Source organism: Aquimarina algiphila (genome assembly GCF_007489275.1).
Classification (GTDB): domain Bacteria; phylum Bacteroidota; class Bacteroidia; order Flavobacteriales; family Flavobacteriaceae; genus Aquimarina; species Aquimarina algiphila.
This window is the reverse complement of sequence record NZ_VLNR01000065.1, coordinates 20,131-38,806: the sequence shown is the minus strand read 5'-3', so window position 1 is coordinate 38,806 and position 18,676 is coordinate 20,131. Positions and strand designations below refer to the sequence as shown.

The 18,676-nt window shown below is 31.2% G+C and carries 16 protein-coding genes; 10 read left to right on the top strand and 6 right to left on the bottom strand.

Annotated elements, in window-relative coordinates; translation table 11 throughout:
- Positions 1-141: 141 nt before the first annotated feature.
- Together FOF46_RS23930 and FOF46_RS31765 are read left to right on the top strand one after the other, a co-directional pair.
- Entirely contained in the window at positions 142-393 is a 252-nt protein-coding gene (locus FOF46_RS23930) for a hypothetical protein (RefSeq protein WP_143918221.1), read from the top strand.
- Positions 390-539, top strand: a complete 150-nt coding sequence (locus FOF46_RS31765) for a hypothetical protein (RefSeq protein WP_167571934.1) — start codon at positions 390-392, stop codon at positions 537-539. Before FOF46_RS23930 ends, FOF46_RS31765 begins: the two co-directional genes overlap by 4 nt.
- 98 nt (positions 540-637) lie before the next feature.
- On the opposite strand, the gene FOF46_RS23925 is transcribed toward FOF46_RS31765, so the two are convergent.
- Positions 638-2,473, bottom strand: coding sequence for a cation:proton antiporter (locus FOF46_RS23925; protein WP_109436263.1), 1,836 nt, complete (start codon positions 2,471-2,473; stop codon positions 638-640).
- Between the two features lie 135 nt (positions 2,474-2,608).
- Here FOF46_RS23925 and FOF46_RS23920 point away from each other — a divergent pair, with 135 nt between their 5' ends.
- From FOF46_RS23920 to FOF46_RS23890, 7 genes are all read left to right on the top strand, one after another.
- Positions 2,609-3,466: a universal stress protein gene (locus FOF46_RS23920; protein ID WP_244299734.1), complete on the top strand. Its 858-nt coding sequence runs from the start codon at positions 2,609-2,611 to the stop codon at positions 3,464-3,466.
- On the top strand, positions 3,467-5,731 hold the full coding sequence (locus FOF46_RS23915; RefSeq protein ID WP_109436262.1) for a SulP family inorganic anion transporter: 2,265 nt from the start codon (positions 3,467-3,469) through the stop codon (positions 5,729-5,731).
- Between the two features lie 42 nt (positions 5,732-5,773).
- Positions 5,774-6,634 carry an MBL fold metallo-hydrolase gene (locus FOF46_RS23910; protein WP_143918220.1) on the top strand — a complete coding sequence of 287 codons (861 nt, stop codon included), beginning with the start codon at positions 5,774-5,776 and terminating at the stop codon, positions 6,632-6,634.
- A 13-nt stretch (positions 6,635-6,647) separates the two neighbouring features.
- The gene (locus tag FOF46_RS23905) at positions 6,648-8,324 is read left to right on the top strand and encodes a S8 family peptidase (RefSeq protein ID WP_143918219.1); all 1,677 of its coding nucleotides are present in this window, start codon (positions 6,648-6,650) and stop codon (positions 8,322-8,324) included.
- Between the two features lie 8 nt (positions 8,325-8,332).
- Complete coding sequence (locus FOF46_RS23900) at positions 8,333-10,165, top strand: M1 family metallopeptidase (protein ID WP_143918218.1); 1,833 nt, start codon at positions 8,333-8,335, stop codon at positions 10,163-10,165.
- Positions 10,166-10,250: 85 nt separating this feature from the next.
- Positions 10,251-10,628 (top strand): ribonuclease P protein component, encoded by a 378-nt coding sequence (rnpA, locus tag FOF46_RS23895; RefSeq protein WP_109436259.1) that lies wholly within the window; start codon positions 10,251-10,253, stop codon positions 10,626-10,628.
- A gap of 48 nt (positions 10,629-10,676) precedes the next feature.
- Positions 10,677-12,299, top strand: a complete 1,623-nt coding sequence (locus tag FOF46_RS23890; protein WP_143918217.1) for a S41 family peptidase — start codon at positions 10,677-10,679, stop codon at positions 12,297-12,299.
- Positions 12,300-12,308: 9 nt separating this feature from the next.
- Here the strand turns inward: FOF46_RS23890 and FOF46_RS23885 are convergent, their stop codons facing one another.
- The 5 genes from FOF46_RS23885 to FOF46_RS23865 all read right to left on the bottom strand — a co-directional run bounded on the left by FOF46_RS23885 (position 12,309) and on the right by FOF46_RS23865 (position 15,943).
- Positions 12,309-13,256: a bifunctional helix-turn-helix transcriptional regulator/GNAT family N-acetyltransferase gene (locus tag FOF46_RS23885; RefSeq protein WP_143918216.1), complete on the bottom strand. Its 948-nt coding sequence runs from the start codon at positions 13,254-13,256 to the stop codon at positions 12,309-12,311.
- 78 nt (positions 13,257-13,334) lie between these two features.
- Positions 13,335-13,778 (bottom strand): GNAT family N-acetyltransferase, encoded by a 444-nt coding sequence (locus tag FOF46_RS23880; RefSeq protein ID WP_200825110.1) that lies wholly within the window; start codon positions 13,776-13,778, stop codon positions 13,335-13,337.
- Positions 13,779-13,784: 6 nt separating this feature from the next.
- Positions 13,785-14,702 carry a cation diffusion facilitator family transporter gene (locus tag FOF46_RS23875; protein ID WP_143918215.1) on the bottom strand — a complete coding sequence of 306 codons (918 nt, stop codon included), beginning with the start codon at positions 14,700-14,702 and terminating at the stop codon, positions 13,785-13,787.
- A 3-nt stretch (positions 14,703-14,705) separates the two neighbouring features.
- A complete protein-coding gene (rpiB, locus tag FOF46_RS23870) occupies positions 14,706-15,140 on the bottom strand; it encodes a ribose 5-phosphate isomerase B (RefSeq protein ID WP_143918214.1) in 435 nt (144 codons plus the stop codon).
- Between the two features lie 563 nt (positions 15,141-15,703).
- Positions 15,704-15,943, bottom strand: coding sequence for a hypothetical protein (locus tag FOF46_RS23865; RefSeq protein WP_109436254.1), 240 nt, complete (start codon positions 15,941-15,943; stop codon positions 15,704-15,706).
- A 532-nt stretch (positions 15,944-16,475) separates the two neighbouring features.
- Between FOF46_RS23865 and rnr the strand changes: the two genes are divergently transcribed.
- On the top strand, positions 16,476-18,674 hold the full coding sequence (gene rnr / locus FOF46_RS23860) for a ribonuclease R (RefSeq protein ID WP_143918213.1): 2,199 nt from the start codon (positions 16,476-16,478) through the stop codon (positions 18,672-18,674).
- Positions 18,675-18,676 lie beyond the last annotated feature (2 nt).

The window sequence follows — 18,676 nt, the reverse complement described above, 5'->3', positions numbered from 1 at the left end:
CTTTTAAAACCTTGAGTATTTTATCGTAATTTGCTTGAAAGTTGTGCATATGAATTATAGTGTCGTAACTACAATTTACTGCCTTTTAGCAGTTTGCGCAACTTTTTCTAAATGCACAACGGGTTAAATAGGTTTTAAAGTATGGAAAACAATATTGAAAAAGCACACAAAGCAATATTAAACGATATAGATATAAAACAATTGTTAGATAGAAAAGCTGCTATTTTTGAAAGACATAGCAAGCCTAAAGTAATAATTGAAGAAGGTAAAGAGACATCATTTGTCATAAAGTTTAGTGATTCAGTACAAAACGAACTAGATTTTATAGACCAGATGATAACCGAAAGAGCTAATAAAATTAAAGAATATTATAATGTAATAGGAAGATTATGACAGATAAACAAAAATGGAAAAAAGTTGAAATTTCCTTGTGCGGTATGGAGTTAAAAGAAGGAAAAACAACAACAATAACCTTGTCTAAATCTCAAATTAAAGAATTTAAAGATCATATGTCAAAAGATTTAGAAGATTTAGAGTAAATATGTTTTGTGTCAAAAACAGAACATTTTGATTTAAAAAAAGTTACATTTTGATTTCGCGATTATATATTAGAGCGGGATATCAAAAATCAATATTTTTATTTTACTACTTCTATATCAATAGGTTTACCTATATATGCTAAAAAACTACCATCTTCTACTCTCTCTATTTCTTCACTGTGCGATGATATAATTCTAATATTCTTAACGTTATCTTTAATGAATAAAGGGATAATTTCTGGGTCTTCTTTGGTTAGTTCTATAATGACCTTGTAATGATTTTTATCTTTGATTTGTATTTCCTGAATTCCAGGATATTTTTCGGCAAGCTCAATAAGTTTATAATAATCATCTGTATGAGAAAATAATCCCTCCTGAGGGTTATTTTTTGGGTCTTTCATCTCTTCTGTAGTAATTAATCTAAATGATCCATGTTCCCCAAATTGGTCTCTAAATTTATCTATTGCATATTTATTAATATCACTATTTCCGGTAAGTGCCATAAGATATCCTATGTCATTTAATTCGATGTTATCCTTAAGTTGATCTCCATAAATATTTCCTTCCACTGCTTCTAGACCAAGATCTTTTGCTTTCTTTATATTATCCCTATTGCTATCTACCAATACTACATGACGATTATTTTTTTTGATATATACTGCAATAAGTCTAGAAACTTTGGAGGCGCCAATGATTAGAATCCCATCTGATTTTTTAAGAAAAACCCCAACTAATTTAGCAAAAAGACGTGCTGTTGTAGCATTAAGTAAAACGGTTCCAAGTACGATCATAAATACTAAAGGAGTAATATACTCTGCTCCTGGCACACCTACTTTATACAGTTTTAACCCAAATAATGAAGCAATCCCCGCAGCAACAATACCTCTTGGACCTACCCAACTAATAAAAAGTTTCTCTTTGATTTTGAGTCCCGAATTTATTGAACTTAGAAATACTCCCAATGGCCTAACCAGAAAAACGACAATGATAAAAAGTAAACCTGCTTCCCAGTTATATATTAGTTGTAAATCTTCAATATTAATATTTGCAGACAAAAGAATAAATAATATTGAAATTAAAAGAACACTAAGTGATTCTTTAAAATATAAAATCTCATCTATATGAGGAAGATTAATGTTTCCCAGCACCATTCCCATGACTACCACAGAAAGTAGTCCCGATTCATGAGCAAAAACATCAGACAATACAAATACACCTAATACTGTGGCTAATGTAACTACATTTAACAAATAATGAGGAACAATCTTCCTTTTTAGAGAAAAAGCAAGTCCGTGTGCAAAAGTAAAACCAAAGGTAAAACCAAATAATACTATTTTACCAAATTCTATTAATGCTGTAAACGTAAATTCTTCGCCTCCTCCTACTCTGATAAACTCAAAAACTAAAACTGCTACTAAGGCCCCTATAGGATCAATTAAAATCCCTTCCCATTTCAGTACTGCAGATACATCTTTCTTAAGAGGTATATTTCTTAAAATTGGTGTTATAACAGTAGGACCTGTTACAATAATTAATGAAGAAAATAAGAATGAAATGGGCCATGAGAGTTCAAAAATAAAGTGTGCAGCTAATCCTGCTCCAAAAAATGTAACGACCACAGCAACTGTAATTAATTTTATAATCACTGGCCCTACATTAAAAATTTCACTTCTCCTAAGGGTAAGTCCACCTTCAAAAAGAATAATACTTATAGCGAGAGACACAAAATAAAACAAGCTTTCTCCAGGAAACAAACCTTTAGTACCATTCCAGATTGGTTGTATCAGTTTGGTCCCATCACTTGTATATAACGTGGCAAAAGGACCTACCAAAAGTCCGATTAAAATCAATGGTAAAATTGCTGGGATTTTAAATTTCCAAGCTACCCATTGTGCCAAAATCCCTAAAATAATTATTCCTGCTAGTTCTAACATGATTTGTCTTTACCCAAATATATACAAGAAAGATCATTATTTTTTAAAACACAGTAGAAATAAATGCTATTTTCGGGTTTCAAAAATTAAGTCTATATTCTACCCCATTTAAAATTTAAAAATTTAAAAACGGTCTTGAACGAATTATTCAATCATAAATTTAATACTATTCTTATTGGCGTAGCCTTTTCTCCTAATCTAAAAAACAATATTTTTGAAGCCATGCGGATGGTCGATTTTTTTGATTCAAAATTGATTATAGTCCATGTAGGAGAGAAAACACAAGAAAAAGAAAAAAAAATTAAAGAATTAATTTCAGGGTTTTCTGAAGATGATGAAAAAGTAACTATTATTTGGAAACAAGGTGATCCTGTAACCGTTATTATTGATACTGCCACACAACATAAAGCAAATCTTATTATGCTTGGGGCTATCCCTAGAGAGGATTTTCTTAAATTCTACATAGGATCAATTGCTCGAAAAATTACAAGAAATGCTCATTGCTCTGTACTCTTAATTATAAAACCTTCAGAAGATTTGAGGCCTTGTAATCACATTGTGGTCAATGGTCTTAAGGATAAAAAAACAAAGCAAACCATCATTGATTCTTTTGAAGTTGCACAAAATTTGGGTGCACAAAAACTCACAATCATAGAAGAAATTTCTCATCAAGAAGTTAAAATCGTAGTAGAAGATGACCAATCTTTACTTAAAGACACGCTAATAAAAGAACAATTAGCAAAAAAAGAAGATATTAGAGTACAGCATATTCTTAATGATGTACCTGAAGATATTAAAAGTGGTATTTTAATTAAAACGCAATCCATTTTTGGAAAGAGAGGATATTCTATTGGGCATTATGCAAAAGTCGTTGCGGCAGATTTACTCATTATGAACGCTCCAGATAGAACTACGTTTTTGGACCGTATTTTTGTTCATGATATCGAACATATTCTATCAGAATTACCAACAGATGTTCTAATAATGAGATAAATGGAAAAGACGAACACTACAACATCTGGTTTTATATCGCAGTTGCCAAAAAACATCTTTTCTGGTTTTGTGGTTTCATTAATTGCTCTGCCTTTGGGATTAGGTTTGGCATTAGCTTCAGAAGCGCCTCCTATTTCTGGAATAATTGCAGCTGTTGCCGGAGGGATTATTGTAAGTATTTTTGGAGGTTCTAATGTTACCATAACGGGCCCGGGGAATGGATTAGTGGTTGTTTTGCTTGGCGCTATTACCACCCTTGCAAATGGTGATGTCTTTCAAGGGTATCTTTTTACTTTAGCCGCTATTATTTGTTCTGGTGCATTAATGATTATAATAGGTCAATTACGATTAGGCATTTTAAGTGATTATTTTCCTTCTTCTGCTATACAGGGTATGTTAGCAGCCATAGGAATAAGTATTTTCGCAAAACAGTTTCATGTTATGCTTGCTAATACAAGTATAAAAGGTGATACCATTTCCTTATTGGCTAGTATTCCAGATAGTATTTTAGTGCTCTTTAACCCAGAATACCGAGCTGTTGCTATTGCAGCACTGGTTGGAATTATAAGCTTTCTTATAATGGTTTTTTATGGCAAGATCAGGAACAAATATTTTCAATTAGTTCCTGCACCTATGTGGATTGTTCTTTTGGCCATTGGTTTAAGTTATTATTATGAAATTTTTTCTAGTCAGCCTTATCCCATAGATACTTCACTTTTGGTTCAGATGCCTGATGACGTTTTTTCTAATTTTCCTTCTCCTGATTTCTCTTTGCTTTTTGACTTAAAATTTATAAGTGTAGTACTTGCCATTACATTAATATCAAGTATTGAATCATTATTGAGTATAAAAGCTGTAGATAAGTTAGATACGGTAAAAAGAAGATCTAATGTAAATAAAGATCTAACAGCATTAGGGATTGCATCAATTGTTAGTGGTTTTATTGGTGGTCTCAATGTAGTTACAGTAATTGCCAGAAGCTCTGTCAATGTGAACAATGGAGGGACAAACAGAACTTCAAATTTCTTCCATTCTATTTTCCTGATTCTATTTGTCGTTTTGTTTCAGGATCAACTTAGAAGAATCCCACTTACAGCATTAGCAGCAATTTTAGTCTACACAGGTTATAAACTAGCCGCTCCCAGAAACCTGAAAGATGTGGCAAAAATAGGTAAAGAACAGCTTCTTATTTTCTTTGCCACTATTATAGCTACAATAACTACCAATCTAATCACAGGAATTCTAATCGGAATTTTAGCAACTATTATCATACATTTTATTTTAAATAAAAGTGTTATGTTTTTTGCCAGAAACCTTTTTAAGCCTAATGTACTTATGTTTAAAGAAGAAATCAATGGTAATTATTTTGTGAGTGTTAAGAATTTTTCAAACTTTATGAATTATTCACAACTAAAAAGAAGACTTGATACCATCCCTGAGACTCAAGATGCAATTATAGATTTTTCGCTTTGTGATTTTGTAGACTATACAGTACAGGAAAGCTTAATAGGATATCAAGAAACTTTTAAACGAAAAGGAGGGTCTTTTGAAATTACTGGACTTGATATTCATGGCACTTCTTCAGAACATCCTCTCGCAGTAAGAAGTTTAATTCCTTTCTCTAAAAAAATTAAAATCAGCGCAACATCTAATTTTACCAAAAGACAAGTTGATCTACAACATATTGCATCTAATTTTTCTTGGCAGTATGATCCAAAAAAAAATATTGATATTTCTAGTGTACAAGATTTTGTGTTTTTTAAAACCAAAAAAATCAACTATATAAACAATTCTATTTACGACACTCAGTCAATTTTCAAAATTTCAGACATTGAGTTTTCTGAAGGAGAGTTTATCGCCAGAACACTTGTCAGAACAACTGTTTTAACTATAAACTTGAAAGTTGAGATTCCTAAATTTACACTTGACAAAGAAGGTTTGTTAGAATTTGTATATAAATTTGCTGGTTTCAAAGACATTAACATACAGGGGCATCCTGATTTTTCTAAACGATTTTATCTTTTGGGAGAACATCCCGAGCAAATTAGATCATTTTTTAAAGATGAACTAGTCCTGTTTTTTGAAAGTAACCCGTATTATCATATAGAATGTAACGGTATTTATTTATTAGTAATGCGAAAAGAACGCCTGGCAAGTATTAAAGAGATTAAAGCGCTTCTAGACTATGGAACTCGTTTAGAAAAAGTTATATCTAGTATACAATCTAACGAAATAGTGTTAAAAAGTCCAAAAATTAAATCCTGATCCTTATCATTTTTTCTATTTTGCAAAGATTTTTAGTTGATTATGAACTTATACCCAATAAAAGCAGGAAATTTTAAACTTGATGGAGGCGCCATGTTTGGAGTCGTTCCTAAAGTACTATGGAATAAAACCAATCCTGCAGATCAAAATAACCTTATAGATATTGCTGCAAGATGCTTGCTTATAGAAGATGGTGAAAAGTTAACTCTTATTGATTCTGGAATGGGAGATAAGCAATCAGAAAAATTCTTTAGCCATTATTCGCTATGGGGTAATGATAGTCTAGACGCTTCTCTAAAAGAAAAAGGGTTTCACAGAGATGATATTACTGATGTTTTTATCACGCATCTACACTTTGATCATTGTGGCGGTGTGGTACAATGGAATAATGCTCGAACTGGATATGAATTGGCTTTTAAAAATGCTAAAATATGGAGTAACGAAGAGCACTGGCAATGGGCAATAGAACCCAATGCTAGAGAAAAAGCATCATTCCTTAAAGAAAATATCATCCCAATTCAAGAAAGTGGTCAATTAAACTTTATATCCAGAACAGATACTTCGTTTCAAAAAAACTCTGAATTAGGTTTTGGCGTACTATTTGTTAATGGACATACAGAAAAGCAAATGATCCCACATATAGAGTACAAAGGTAAAACGATTGTGTTTATGGCAGATCTTCTGCCTACAGTCGGGCATATACCCCTACCTTATGTGATGGGATATGATACCAGGCCATTGTTGACCTTAGATGAAAAGAAGCTATTTCTTGAAAATGCCGCAACAAATGGTTGGTATTTATTCCTGGAGCATGATGCTCATAATGAAATAATAACCGTACGACATACAGAAAAAGGTGTACGTCTTAAAGAAGTTTTTACCTGCTATGAAATATTTAATTAAAAGAAAAAATCAAATGATTTTATCATCAAATAAAGTTTTTGTTACTATTGCTTCATCAATGATTCTTGCAAGTTGTGGTAGCCCCTCTATTATTTCTGTTCCTATAGAAAATATTGATTCTATTCCTTTAAAAAACATGGATCTTACTGAAAATCAATTGAAGAATTGGAATTCTTTTGATTTAGTATCTGATACAATTCCGGGAATGAGTGTAAATAAAGCATACACTGAACTTATTCAGAATAAAAAAGGACAAAAGGTAATCGTTGGTGTTATCGATAGTGGTGTTGATATAGAACATGAAGATCTTAAAGAAGTTGTTTGGACCAATCCAAAGGAAATCAAAGGAAACGGAAAAGATGATGATAATAATGGATATGTAGATGATATCCACGGATGGAACTTCTTAGGTGATTCTGAAGATGAAAACCTGGAGTTTGTAAGAATTATGAAAAAGCTTAAACCAAAATATACTGGTAAAACTTTAGCTTCTGTTGCAGAAGTTGATCGAGGTGAATATCAAAATTATATTGAGGCAAAAGCCGAATTCGAAAAGGAATATCAAGAAAATTCGGGACAAAAAATACAATACGAACAAATTCTACAACTTTCAGAAGCTTCTCATAAAGCTATTTCGGCTGCTCTAGGAAAAGAGGATTATTCTAAAGAAGAGCTTTTAAAAACAGAAGCTAAAACAGCAGAAATGCAACAATACGTTGCTTTTTTGGCTCAAATGTTTGGATTCATGGATCCAGGAGATACCATACCAGATTTTATAAAAAGTATTAAAGAAGGTATAGATCATTTTACAGAACAGCTAAATTATAATTTAAACGCAGAGTTTGATGGAAGAACCGTGGTTGGTGATAATGTTGATGATATAACAGATACCAAATATGGTAACAGTAATGTGATGGGGCCTGATCCTAAAAAAGAAGGACTAAAACACGGAACCCATGTGGCAGGTATTATTGCTGCAAAAAGAAATAATGGTAAAGGGATGAATGGCGTAGCTCAAAATGTAGAAATAATGGCTATCAGAGCAGTTCCTAATGGTGATGAGTATGATAAAGATATAGCTCTAGCATTACGATATGCAGTAGATAACGGCGCAAAAGTGATTAATACTAGTTTTGGTAAATATTATAGTACGCATCCAGAATGGGTTAGAGAAGCAATTCGTTATGCTGCATCCAAGGATGTGCTTATTGTTAATGCTGCTGGAAATGAAGGAACAGACTTAGATCAAAAAGCAGTATACCCTAATGATCAAACTGATAATAACACAGAAATAGCGGATAACTTTATTACTATTGGTGCTTTAAATTATGTGTACGGATCAAATCTTGTCGCAGATTTTTCTAATTATGGAAAAAGCAATGTAGATGCATTTGCTCCAGGAGTTAAAATCTGGTCTACTACTCCTAACAATTCTTACGAATATTTACAAGGAACCTCTATGGCTGCTCCTGCTGTCGCTGGTGTTGCAGTATTAATTAGATCTTATTTTCCGTCTCTTAAAGCAGCACAAGTAAAACAAATACTTATGGATAGTGGATTAAATACAAAAACCTCTGTGGTCATTGGTGGTGAACAAACCAATGTTGGAAGTTTTTCAAACTTATCCAAGTCTGGTAAAATGGTGAATCTGTATAATGCTTTTATTATGGCAGATAAATTGTCTAAATAATTTTTAGTATGATGATTAAAAAAATTGCTTTTATCTTTTTTATAGGAATCTACACTATACTTGCGCAAAACAATACTTCATATTGGCAACAAGAAGTAGACTATACTATGAAAGTGGACATGAATGTTGAAAACTTTCAATATCAGGGAACACAAGAATTAATCTATTCTAATAATTCTCCAGATACCTTATATCAGGTCTTCTATCATTTGTATTTTAACGCATTTCAACCGGGAAGTGAAATGGATATTAGATCTCTTAATTTTCCTGATCCAGACCCTAGGGTTGGAAATAGAATAAGTAAGCTTAAACCTGATGAAATAGGGTATCTCAAAGTTTCTTCTTTAACACAAAACGGAAAACCTATTACTTATGAAACTTCTGGTACCGTTCTCGAAGTTAAATTAGATAAACCCGTTTTACCTGGTGAAAAAGCAACTTTTTCAATGAAATTTAATGGTCAGGTTCCTTTACAAATACGTCGTTCTGGTAGAAACAATAAAGAAGGAATTGCATTGTCGATGACCCAATGGTATCCAAAAATGGCAGAGTATGATTTCGAGGGTTGGCATGCTCACCCCTATATAGCAAGAGAATTTCATGGTGTTTGGGGCAACTTTGATGTAACGATAAACATTGATAAAAAATATGTTCTAGGAGGTACGGGGTATTTGCAAAACCCACAAGAGATTGGACATGGTTATGAAAAGCCGGGTACTAAAGTTACTAAAAAAGGAAAAAAACTTTCTTGGCATTTTAAAGCTCCAAAAGTTCATGATTTTGCTTGGACCGCTGATCCAGAATATCTGCATGATGTGGTAAAAGTTCCTAATGGACCTACGCTTCATTTTTTATACAAGAATAATAAAGAAATTATTGATAAATGGAAAGATCTTCAACCAAAAACGGTTGAACTCATGAATTATTTCAGTGAAAAAATAGGAAAATACCCTTACGAACAATATTCTGTCCTCCAAGGTGGTGACGGTGGTATGGAGTATGCAATGTGTACATTAATTACTGGTGAAAGAAGCTTTGGTAGTTTGGTTGGCGTTACTGCACATGAAATGGCACATTCCTGGTTTCAACATATTCTAGCAACTAACGAATCCAAACATGAATGGATGGATGAGGGATTCACTAGTTATATTTCTACACTTGCTATGAATGAAGTTATGAAGCAAAATAATCCTAATTCATTACGTGGAATTTACGGCGGATATTATCAACTAGCAACTTCTGGTATAGAACAGCCACAAACTACACAGGCTGATCGTTATATGCATAATGCCGCATATGGCGCTTCTGCATATTCTAAAGGAGCTGTTTTCTTATCTCAACTAGGATATATCATAGGAGAAGATAATCTTGCTAAAACAATTAAAAGATATTTTGATGATTGGAAATTTAAACACCCTACTCCTAATGATTTTAAGAGGGTAGCAGAAAAAGTATCAGGAATGCAATTAGATTGGTATTTAACCGATTGGACTCAAACTACCAATACTATTGATTATGGTATTAAAGAAATAACAGAAAATAATAATAGAACTCAGGTCGTTTTAGAACGAATTGGGCAAATGCCTATGCCTTTAGATGTTTATGTAGAATACAAAGACAGTACGATAGAGTCATTTTATATACCTTTAAGAATGATGCGTGCAGAAAAAGCAAATCCAATTCCATCAATGAAACGTACAGTTTTAGCAGATTGGCCATGGACTAATCCAAATTATTACTTGGATCTTTCAAAATCAAAGTCTGAAATCAAATCAATAACTATAGACATTAGTAATACACTAGCTGATATAAACCCTAGTAACAATAGTTTTTCTGAATAATTTATAAAAGAATTTTTATAGAAGAAACCGGCTTTAGAGCCGGTTTTTTTATCAGTATTAGTATAATCACTACATTTAATGCCCCATGAAGGCTACTTTTAATAAAAAAGAGAAATTAAAAAGTAAAAAAGAGATAGAATTGCTTTTTTCTGAAGGAAAATCTATCTCAAAATACCCTATTAGGTTAGTATACAGAAAATCCCTTTTTGAACAGAATGTAACAATAAAAGCAGGCGTATCGGTAAGTAAGAGACATTTTAAAAATGCTGTGGATCGCAATCTTATAAAGCGTTTATTACGCGAAAGTTATAGAAAAAATAAGTATATTGTACCCAACACTACTCATCAATTCACTTTTATGTTTTTATATTCAGGTAAAGAAATACCCGAATATTCATTAGTTGAATTTAAAATAAAAGGAATTTTACAAAAATTTGTTGAACAGGAGATCACATCAAAATAATGATTACCATTATATGGTTTGCAAAACTTATCCATTAAAAAAATACCTATGAAGAAGAGAATCATCTATCCTGCTATTGCTGTCGTTGTTTTACTATCTACGGTTAGTTTTAAATCTGATTTTTTTGAAATTGCAAAACAGATCGAAATTTTCACTACAATGTTTAAAGAATTAAACATGAACTACGTAGATGAAACAAATCCAGCTGAATTAATGGATACAGCTATTAAGGCTATGTTAGACGATCTAGATCCGTATACCAAATATTGGAATGAACAAGACGTCGAGGCTTCAAAAATTCGTAACGCTGGAGAATATACAGGTATTGGAGCTTCTGTAAAGACAATAAAAGATAAAATCATTATTGTAGAGCCATATAAAAATTATCCTGCAGATAAAGCCGGTTTAAAAGCCGGAGATGAAATCACACAAATTGGAGATATCAAGGTAGCAGATTTTAAAGAAGATGCTGGAGAACTTCTAAAAGGAGCTAGTGGTACCAAAGTCGATATCATCTATACCAGACAAGGACAAAGTAAAGCCACCGTGCTTACAAGAGAAGAAATAGAAGTAGATGCTGTTCCTTTTTATACTTTACTTGACGATAATACTGGATATATTGTTTTGTCAAAATTTAATAATAAGGCTTCTAGTGAAACCATTGATGCCCTAAATGATTTAAAGACAAAAGGAGCAAATAAGGTAGTTCTTGATTTAAGAGGTAACCCTGGTGGTTTATTAAGTGAAGCTATAAATGTTACTAATATCTTTGTTCCTAAAGGAGAACTTATCACTACAACAAAATCAGTAGTAAAAAAGTATAATAAGGAATATTTCACTAAACGAGAACCTGTTGATATTCAGATACCCTTAGTTGTGTTAGTAAATGGTCGTAGTGCTTCTGCCAGTGAAATTGTGGCTGGTAGTATACAGGATTTAGATAGAGGAGTAGTTATTGGTGCCAGAAGTTTTGGAAAAGGATTGGTACAAAGACCAAAAAAATTAACTTATGGTACTCAGTTAAAAATTACTATTTCTCGCTATTATACCCCAAGCGGCAGATGTATTCAGGCTTTGGATTATTGGAATCGAGACAAAAACAACAATGCTGTTCGTATTGATGAGCAAGATTTTAAAGCTTTTAAAACTAAAAATGGAAGAACAGTATATGATGGTGGTGGTATACAACCAGATATAGAATTAGAAACCTCTAAATTCAGTAAAATAACTACTGCTTTATTAAAATCAGACGCTATTTTTGGGTATGCAACAAAGTATTATTATGCTCATAAATTAGAAAAATCAGGCGATTTTAAATTTACCGATAGTGATTATGAAGAGTTTAAAAAGTTTGTGAAACAAAGTGATTTTAACTTTGAGACAGAAACCGAAAAAGCGTTTGAAAAAGCACTTAAAATCGCGGAACGCGAAAAATTAGACCAAGGTATAAATACTTCTTATGATGCCTTAATTGCTTCTGTAAATGCTTCTAAACAGACTGCATTAGACAAACACAAAAATGAGATCGTTAATTTACTTACCGATGAGATTATCAAACGCTATTTCTATCGTGAGGGATTATATGATTATTATGTAACCCATAATCCCGAAGTAGCTAAAAGTCAAGAAATCCTTAACAACACTAAGAAATACAACGAAATTTTGAAGTAAGTAGTCTTATCATTTTTTGATAGAATTTTTATTTTTTAAAACATGTAGATCATACCTTCTCTCTATTACTGGTTTACCAAAGGTTGTTGATTCTATTTCCTTTGTTAACTCGAATCCGTGATTAAGGTATAAAGAAGCTGCAGTCTCTAGTTCATCTGCTGTCAATAAATAACATGATGTATATCCACAGGAGTGGAAAAAATCCATATACAGTTGCATTAATTTTCGACCCAAACCAATACCTCTGTATCTTTTTTCTATATAAAAATAACGCAACTGAGCACTGTTATTTTCTCTTTTCATAAGTAAAAGAAATCCAATTATTTGACCATTATGTTCACAAACCCAAATACGTTCTTTATCCGGGTTATAAGATTGATAAAATTCGTGGATACCACGAGCTACATAAGTTTCAAAAGAAATACCATATTGAAATTCTTCAGCATATAACTTTCCATGTCTATATATAATAAAACCTAAGTCTCCTGGTTTTAAATATGTTCTTATTTTTATATCATCAAGTGCGATCTTTGACTTGTTAGACAATGTTTTTATGGACTCCATATTTTGTAGAAGTGTTTGCGACTCCAAAGGAGATAAATGTGCAAATACTCTTTTTAATTGATGCTCTGAATTGGTATTAAGTTTCAGGAATTCCTTTTCTCCTAACTTGGTTAATTGCAACATAAAAACTCGTTTGTCAGTTAGTGAAACAGTTTTTGAAATTATTTTTTGTTTTTCAAAACGTTTTAAAATACGGCTTAAATACCCTTTATCAATATCCAAAAGTTCAATAATATCTGATGCTGTAAACCCCGGATTATGATAAATTTCAAATATAATCCTAGCCTCAGGCAAAGAATATTTACTGTCTAAAATATGAGTGTCTAAAAGCCCTATTATATTGGTATAAAATCTATTAAAAGCTCTTATTTTACTAATGTATTTTTTATTCATAACAACTATTAGTTGACTTAGTCAACTAATATACAATATTTATACTACATTTTAAAACAGTAGTAAGGTATCTATCAATTAAATTATCATGGCAATATGAGGGATTCCGTCTTCAAGATATTCATCACCTATCTTTTTAAAATTATGAGTTTCATAGAATTTTTTTAAGTAGGTTTGAGCAGATATCTTAATTTGTTTTGTTTTGTAATAGGTTTCTATTGCATTAATACTTGTCTTTATTAAATCATGACCATATCCAAATTGTCTTTCATTTTTGGAAACTACAACTCTTCCTATACTTGCTTTTTCAAAATAATCTCCAGCATCAAATAATCTGGTATATGCAACTATATTTTCATTTTTCCATCCGATAACATGAAGTGCTTTTTGATCTTTATTATCAATATCTTGATATACACAATCTTGCTCTACCACAAAAACTTCTGCGCGCAAGCGCAAAATTTTATACATTTCTATTGTCGATAGCTCATCAAATCGCTTAACTTCAAACTTAATATTCATATCTTCTTAGTCTTGTACAATAATATCTTTATTATCTTCTTTACCATATTCGGGTTGAAGTGTAACATGGTTAATACCAAATTTTTTCTGAAGAACATCTTCAATAGTATGTAATACTTCTCCAAACTCTGAAACCTGTATATCACTATTAAAATCTATATGAGCTTCTAAATGTGTTTCTTCTTCATTAAGTTGCCATACATGTATATGATGGATACTTTTAATTTTTGGTAATGCATTAATTGTGTTTACGATTTCCTTTACTTCTATAGTATCAGGAGTGTACAACATCAACACTTTGAAAGATCTTTTTAATAAATCATAGCCCACTATAATTAGATAAATTGCAATTGCAAAAGTAAGCACGCTATCTACCCAAAACAGTTGATAATATTTCATTAACAGTCCTCCTATCAAAACCGCTACAGATGCCATTAAATCTGTAATAAGGTGTAAATATGCTGATCGCATATTCATATTTACTTTACTATCTTGTTTTAGAAGTAGCACACTTAATCCATTACCTAAGATTGCTACTACAGAAAGTATAATGACAATATTTGCACTTATTTTGTGAGGGTTTTGTAACCTTTCTATTGCTTCAAAAACAAGTATTATTGCTATAACAACTAATGAAGCAGCATTTATAAATGCTGCCATAATTTCTGCTCTTTTAAAACCAAATGTTCTTTTTATAGACGCTTCCCTCTTTGCTAATCTATTAGCAAAAAAGCTAACAATTAATGAAATTACATCACTAAAATTATGTAGAGCATCTGATAACAGAGAAAGACTTCCTGATAGCAAACCACCTATCACCTGTGCAATGGTAATGCCTATATTTAGAAAAATAGAAAATAATAAACTACGCCCAGTGAGTTCATGATCAGAATGTGAATGATTATGAGCGTGATTTTCTATCATATATTAGATGCACATTGGTATTTTATTTACCCTGTTTAAATGTCTACCCCCTTCAAATTTTGTTTCTAAAAACGTCTTTACTATTTCAATAGCTTGTGGTTGTGATGTAAATCTTGCAGGTATACATACGATATTGGCATTATTGTGTAATCTTGTCAATTCTGTAATCTCCTTTGTCCAACAAAGTCCTGCTCGAACATTAGTATATTTATTAGCTGTCATTGCAACTCCATTTCCACTTCCGCAAATTAAAATTCCTAAATTAACTTTCTCACCATCAACATCCTTTGCTACAGGATGAACAAAATCAGGATAATCTACACTAGAATTATCATCGGTTCCATAATTTGTAACTTCTATACCTTCAGATTCTAAATATGACGCAATTGCAAATTTATATTCAGTTCCTGCGTGATCGTTTCCAATAGCTATTTTCATTTTTTTGTTGATTTCGTTATTTGAACAAAGATAATTCAATCCAAAAAAAGTAAACTCCAAAAAATCAATAATTTAAATCAATATTACCTCAATGTTAATAACTCATAACCTTCTGTTAACATAGGATGTGCATAAATAGTTCTTAAAATTCAGAAACTTTTTTTGGTAATCTAAATTTTTATTAGAATACAAGCAACTCAACAACAAATCAAAATTTCAACTTGTCTTTTTTTAGATAAGTTTTCAGGTATTAACTCAATGTTATGAACTACGGTTTTACCGTAATAATATTAAAAATTTTATGTGTTTATAATCTATTAACAACTGTTAATTAAATTTTACTTTTAGAAGATTTTCAAGCAATTAGTATATTGATATCCTGTTTATATGTTTCTGAAAATTTGATATTACTTAAAAAGCAAATAAAAGTTAGAAAAGTTATACCGCTATCCACACTACATAATAATAATCATTATTAATTTTAAATTTAAAAAAAGAAAAAGATATTTATAATATATGTTGACAACTGTTTTTAATTGTAACATAGACTATAGATTCTAAATTTATACAATTGTGAGATGAGAATTGGTATTAAGATCATTTATGATTTGAAGTACTCTTTGTTTGTCTCTCTTATGGATTTTGAGGTTTATTCCTCCTAAGGCATTGGAGTAGAAAGGAAAAACTCCTATCATTGTTTCGTTTTCAAAAAAATAAGAAATTCCTTCCTGATCAAGAAGGTGTTTTAATACTGTATACTCAAAAGGATAAGTATACGTTTTAACGATAACAAAATCTTTCATTCAATAGTTTTTTCCTTGATTGTAGTCTATTTACAATATACAAAATATGATAGAACTATTAAATTGGTAATAAGATAAATAAGTGATTAAAATAGAATATAGAAAGGTAAAAACTAGTTAATTTGAGTGGCTTCACGATCAATTTTAACTGAGCTATTTATTTCAGATTCATCCAAAGTATCTTTTTTCTGATCAATAGTATTATTTATATATAGAGTAAAAGAGTAAATACCCAATAAAAATATCAGAACAAAAAACACTATAATTTTATGTATTTTTTTGATTTTATTCATATCTAAATAAATACTTAACGAACAAAAGGTAATCCTAGTGTATTAAAATTAAGTAAATTTTAAGAAAAAAAAACGTTTTTGTTTAAAAAATAATAATGTAACCGTTTGATTTAGAGATAATGTAATTTATTGGGTATAAACAGTTATATCCTTTTAAGGATTAATAAAAGTTTAATCTTAAAACTATTAATGTTAAAAGATAAGCTGTACTTTTATCATAAATAATAGAACAGATATTAATGAAAAGAAAGAGTAGAAGAAGAAAGAAGTCCCCAAAAATAGAGAATATTACCCAAGGAATACTCAAAATATTAAAGTCAGAATCCAATAAAAGTTTTAATTATAAGCAAATTGCCGCAAAATTTGGAGTGGATGATGCCAGTAGTAGAAATCAGATTATTAAGAAGTTAACACAGTTAGCTGCAAAAAAACAGATTGAAGAAGTTGAAAGAGGAAAATTTAAAATAACTCCGAATATAAATACATATACTGGTATTCTTGAGATAACTTCAAAAGGTACAGGATATGTTATCGTTAAAGATTTAGAGGATGATATTTTTGTACCTAACAATAATTTGAATAAAGCTTTACATGGTGATGAAGTAGAGGTATATATTTATCGTAGAAAAAGAAGAGGAAAGAGTGAAGGAGAGATTTCTAGAATTATTTCACGTAAGAAAAATGAATTTGTTGGTGTAATTGAAATTCAGAAAAATTATGCTTTTGTAAATATGCAGGATGCTAAAATGTATACTGATATTTTCATTCCTAAAAACAAAATAGGAAAAGCAGAACATGGAGATAAAGTACTGGTGAGCCTTGAAGATTGGCCTGAAAAAGCTGATTCTCCGTTTGGTAAAGTAGTTAAAGTACTTGGTAAACCAGGAGAACATAACACCGAAATCCATTCTATTTTAGCACAGTATGGATTACCATATGAATTTCCTGAAGAGGTAGAAGAATATGCCAATACATTAGATACTTCTATTCAGGAGTCTGAAGTGAAGAATCGTAGGGATATGCGAAAAATACTCACGTTTACTATCGATCCTAAAGATGCTAAAGATTTTGATGATGCATTATCATTTGAAGTTTTGGATAATGGTAATTATGAGATCGGAATTCATATTGCAGATGTATCTCATTATGTTAAACCAGGAACAATATTAGATGATGAAGCATATGAAAGAGCAACATCGGTGTATTTGGTAGATCGAGTAGTACCTATGCTACCAGAAGTTTTATCTAATAATGCATGTTCTCTAAGACCAAATGAAGAGAAATATACATTTTCTGCTGTATTTGAATTAAATGATAAAGCAGAAATTAAAAACCAATGGTTCGGTAGAACTGCGACTTATTCTGATGCTAGATTTGCATATGAAGAAGCGCAGCATATTATTGAAACTGGTAAAAATGTGATTCCAGCAGAAATTTCACTTACAGGAAAAGAGTATAAGACCGATCAAAAAATAGCCGATGCTGTCTTAAAAATGGATGATCTTGCTAAAATTATGAGAGCAAAACGAATGGGAGCTGGAGCTATTTCTTTTGATAAAGTAGAAGTAAAGTTTACTCTAAATGAAAATAATGAACCTGTAGGAGTGTTTTTTAAGACTTCTAAGGATGCTAATAAACTTATTGAAGAGTTTATGTTACTTGCTAATAAAAAGGTTGCAGAGTTTATAGGAAAACAATCTCCTAAGAAAACATTTATTTATAGAGTGCATGATGAGCCAAATGATGAGAAGTTAGCAGCTTTACAAAATATCATAGGTAGATTTGGATATAAACTTGATCTTAGAGATAGAAAAACAACAACAAAATCATTAAATGGATTATTAAAAGATGTTCAAGGTAAAAAAGAACAAAATTTAGTAGATACATTAGCAATTCGTAGTATGAGTAAAGCAGAATATACTACTCATAATATTGGACATTATGGTTTGGCTTTTGAGTATTACTCTCATTTTACATCCCCAATACGAAGGTATCCCGATGTTATGGCACACCGTTTGTTGCAACATTATCTGGATAAAGGAAAATCTGCTTCTGAAGATGAATATGAAGAAAAATGTAATCATAGCAGTAGCATGGAAAACCTTGCAGCTAGCGCAGAACGTGATTCTATCAAGTTTATGCAGATAAAGTTTATGAAAGATCATGAAGATGAACAGTTTTTAGGAGTAATTTCTGGAGTGACCGAATGGGGTATTTATGTAGAAATAATTTCTAATAAATGTGAGGGCATGATCCGCCTTAAGGATATGAGTGGTGATCACTATATTTTTGATCAAGACGAATATGCAGTGATTGGAGAACATACTAAAAAAGTATATCAGTTAGGAGATGAGGTGTATGTGAAAGTAAAAAACGCTGATCTTATAAAAAGACATTTGGATTTTACCTTGTTAGGAAGTAAAGAAGATGTAGAATAATT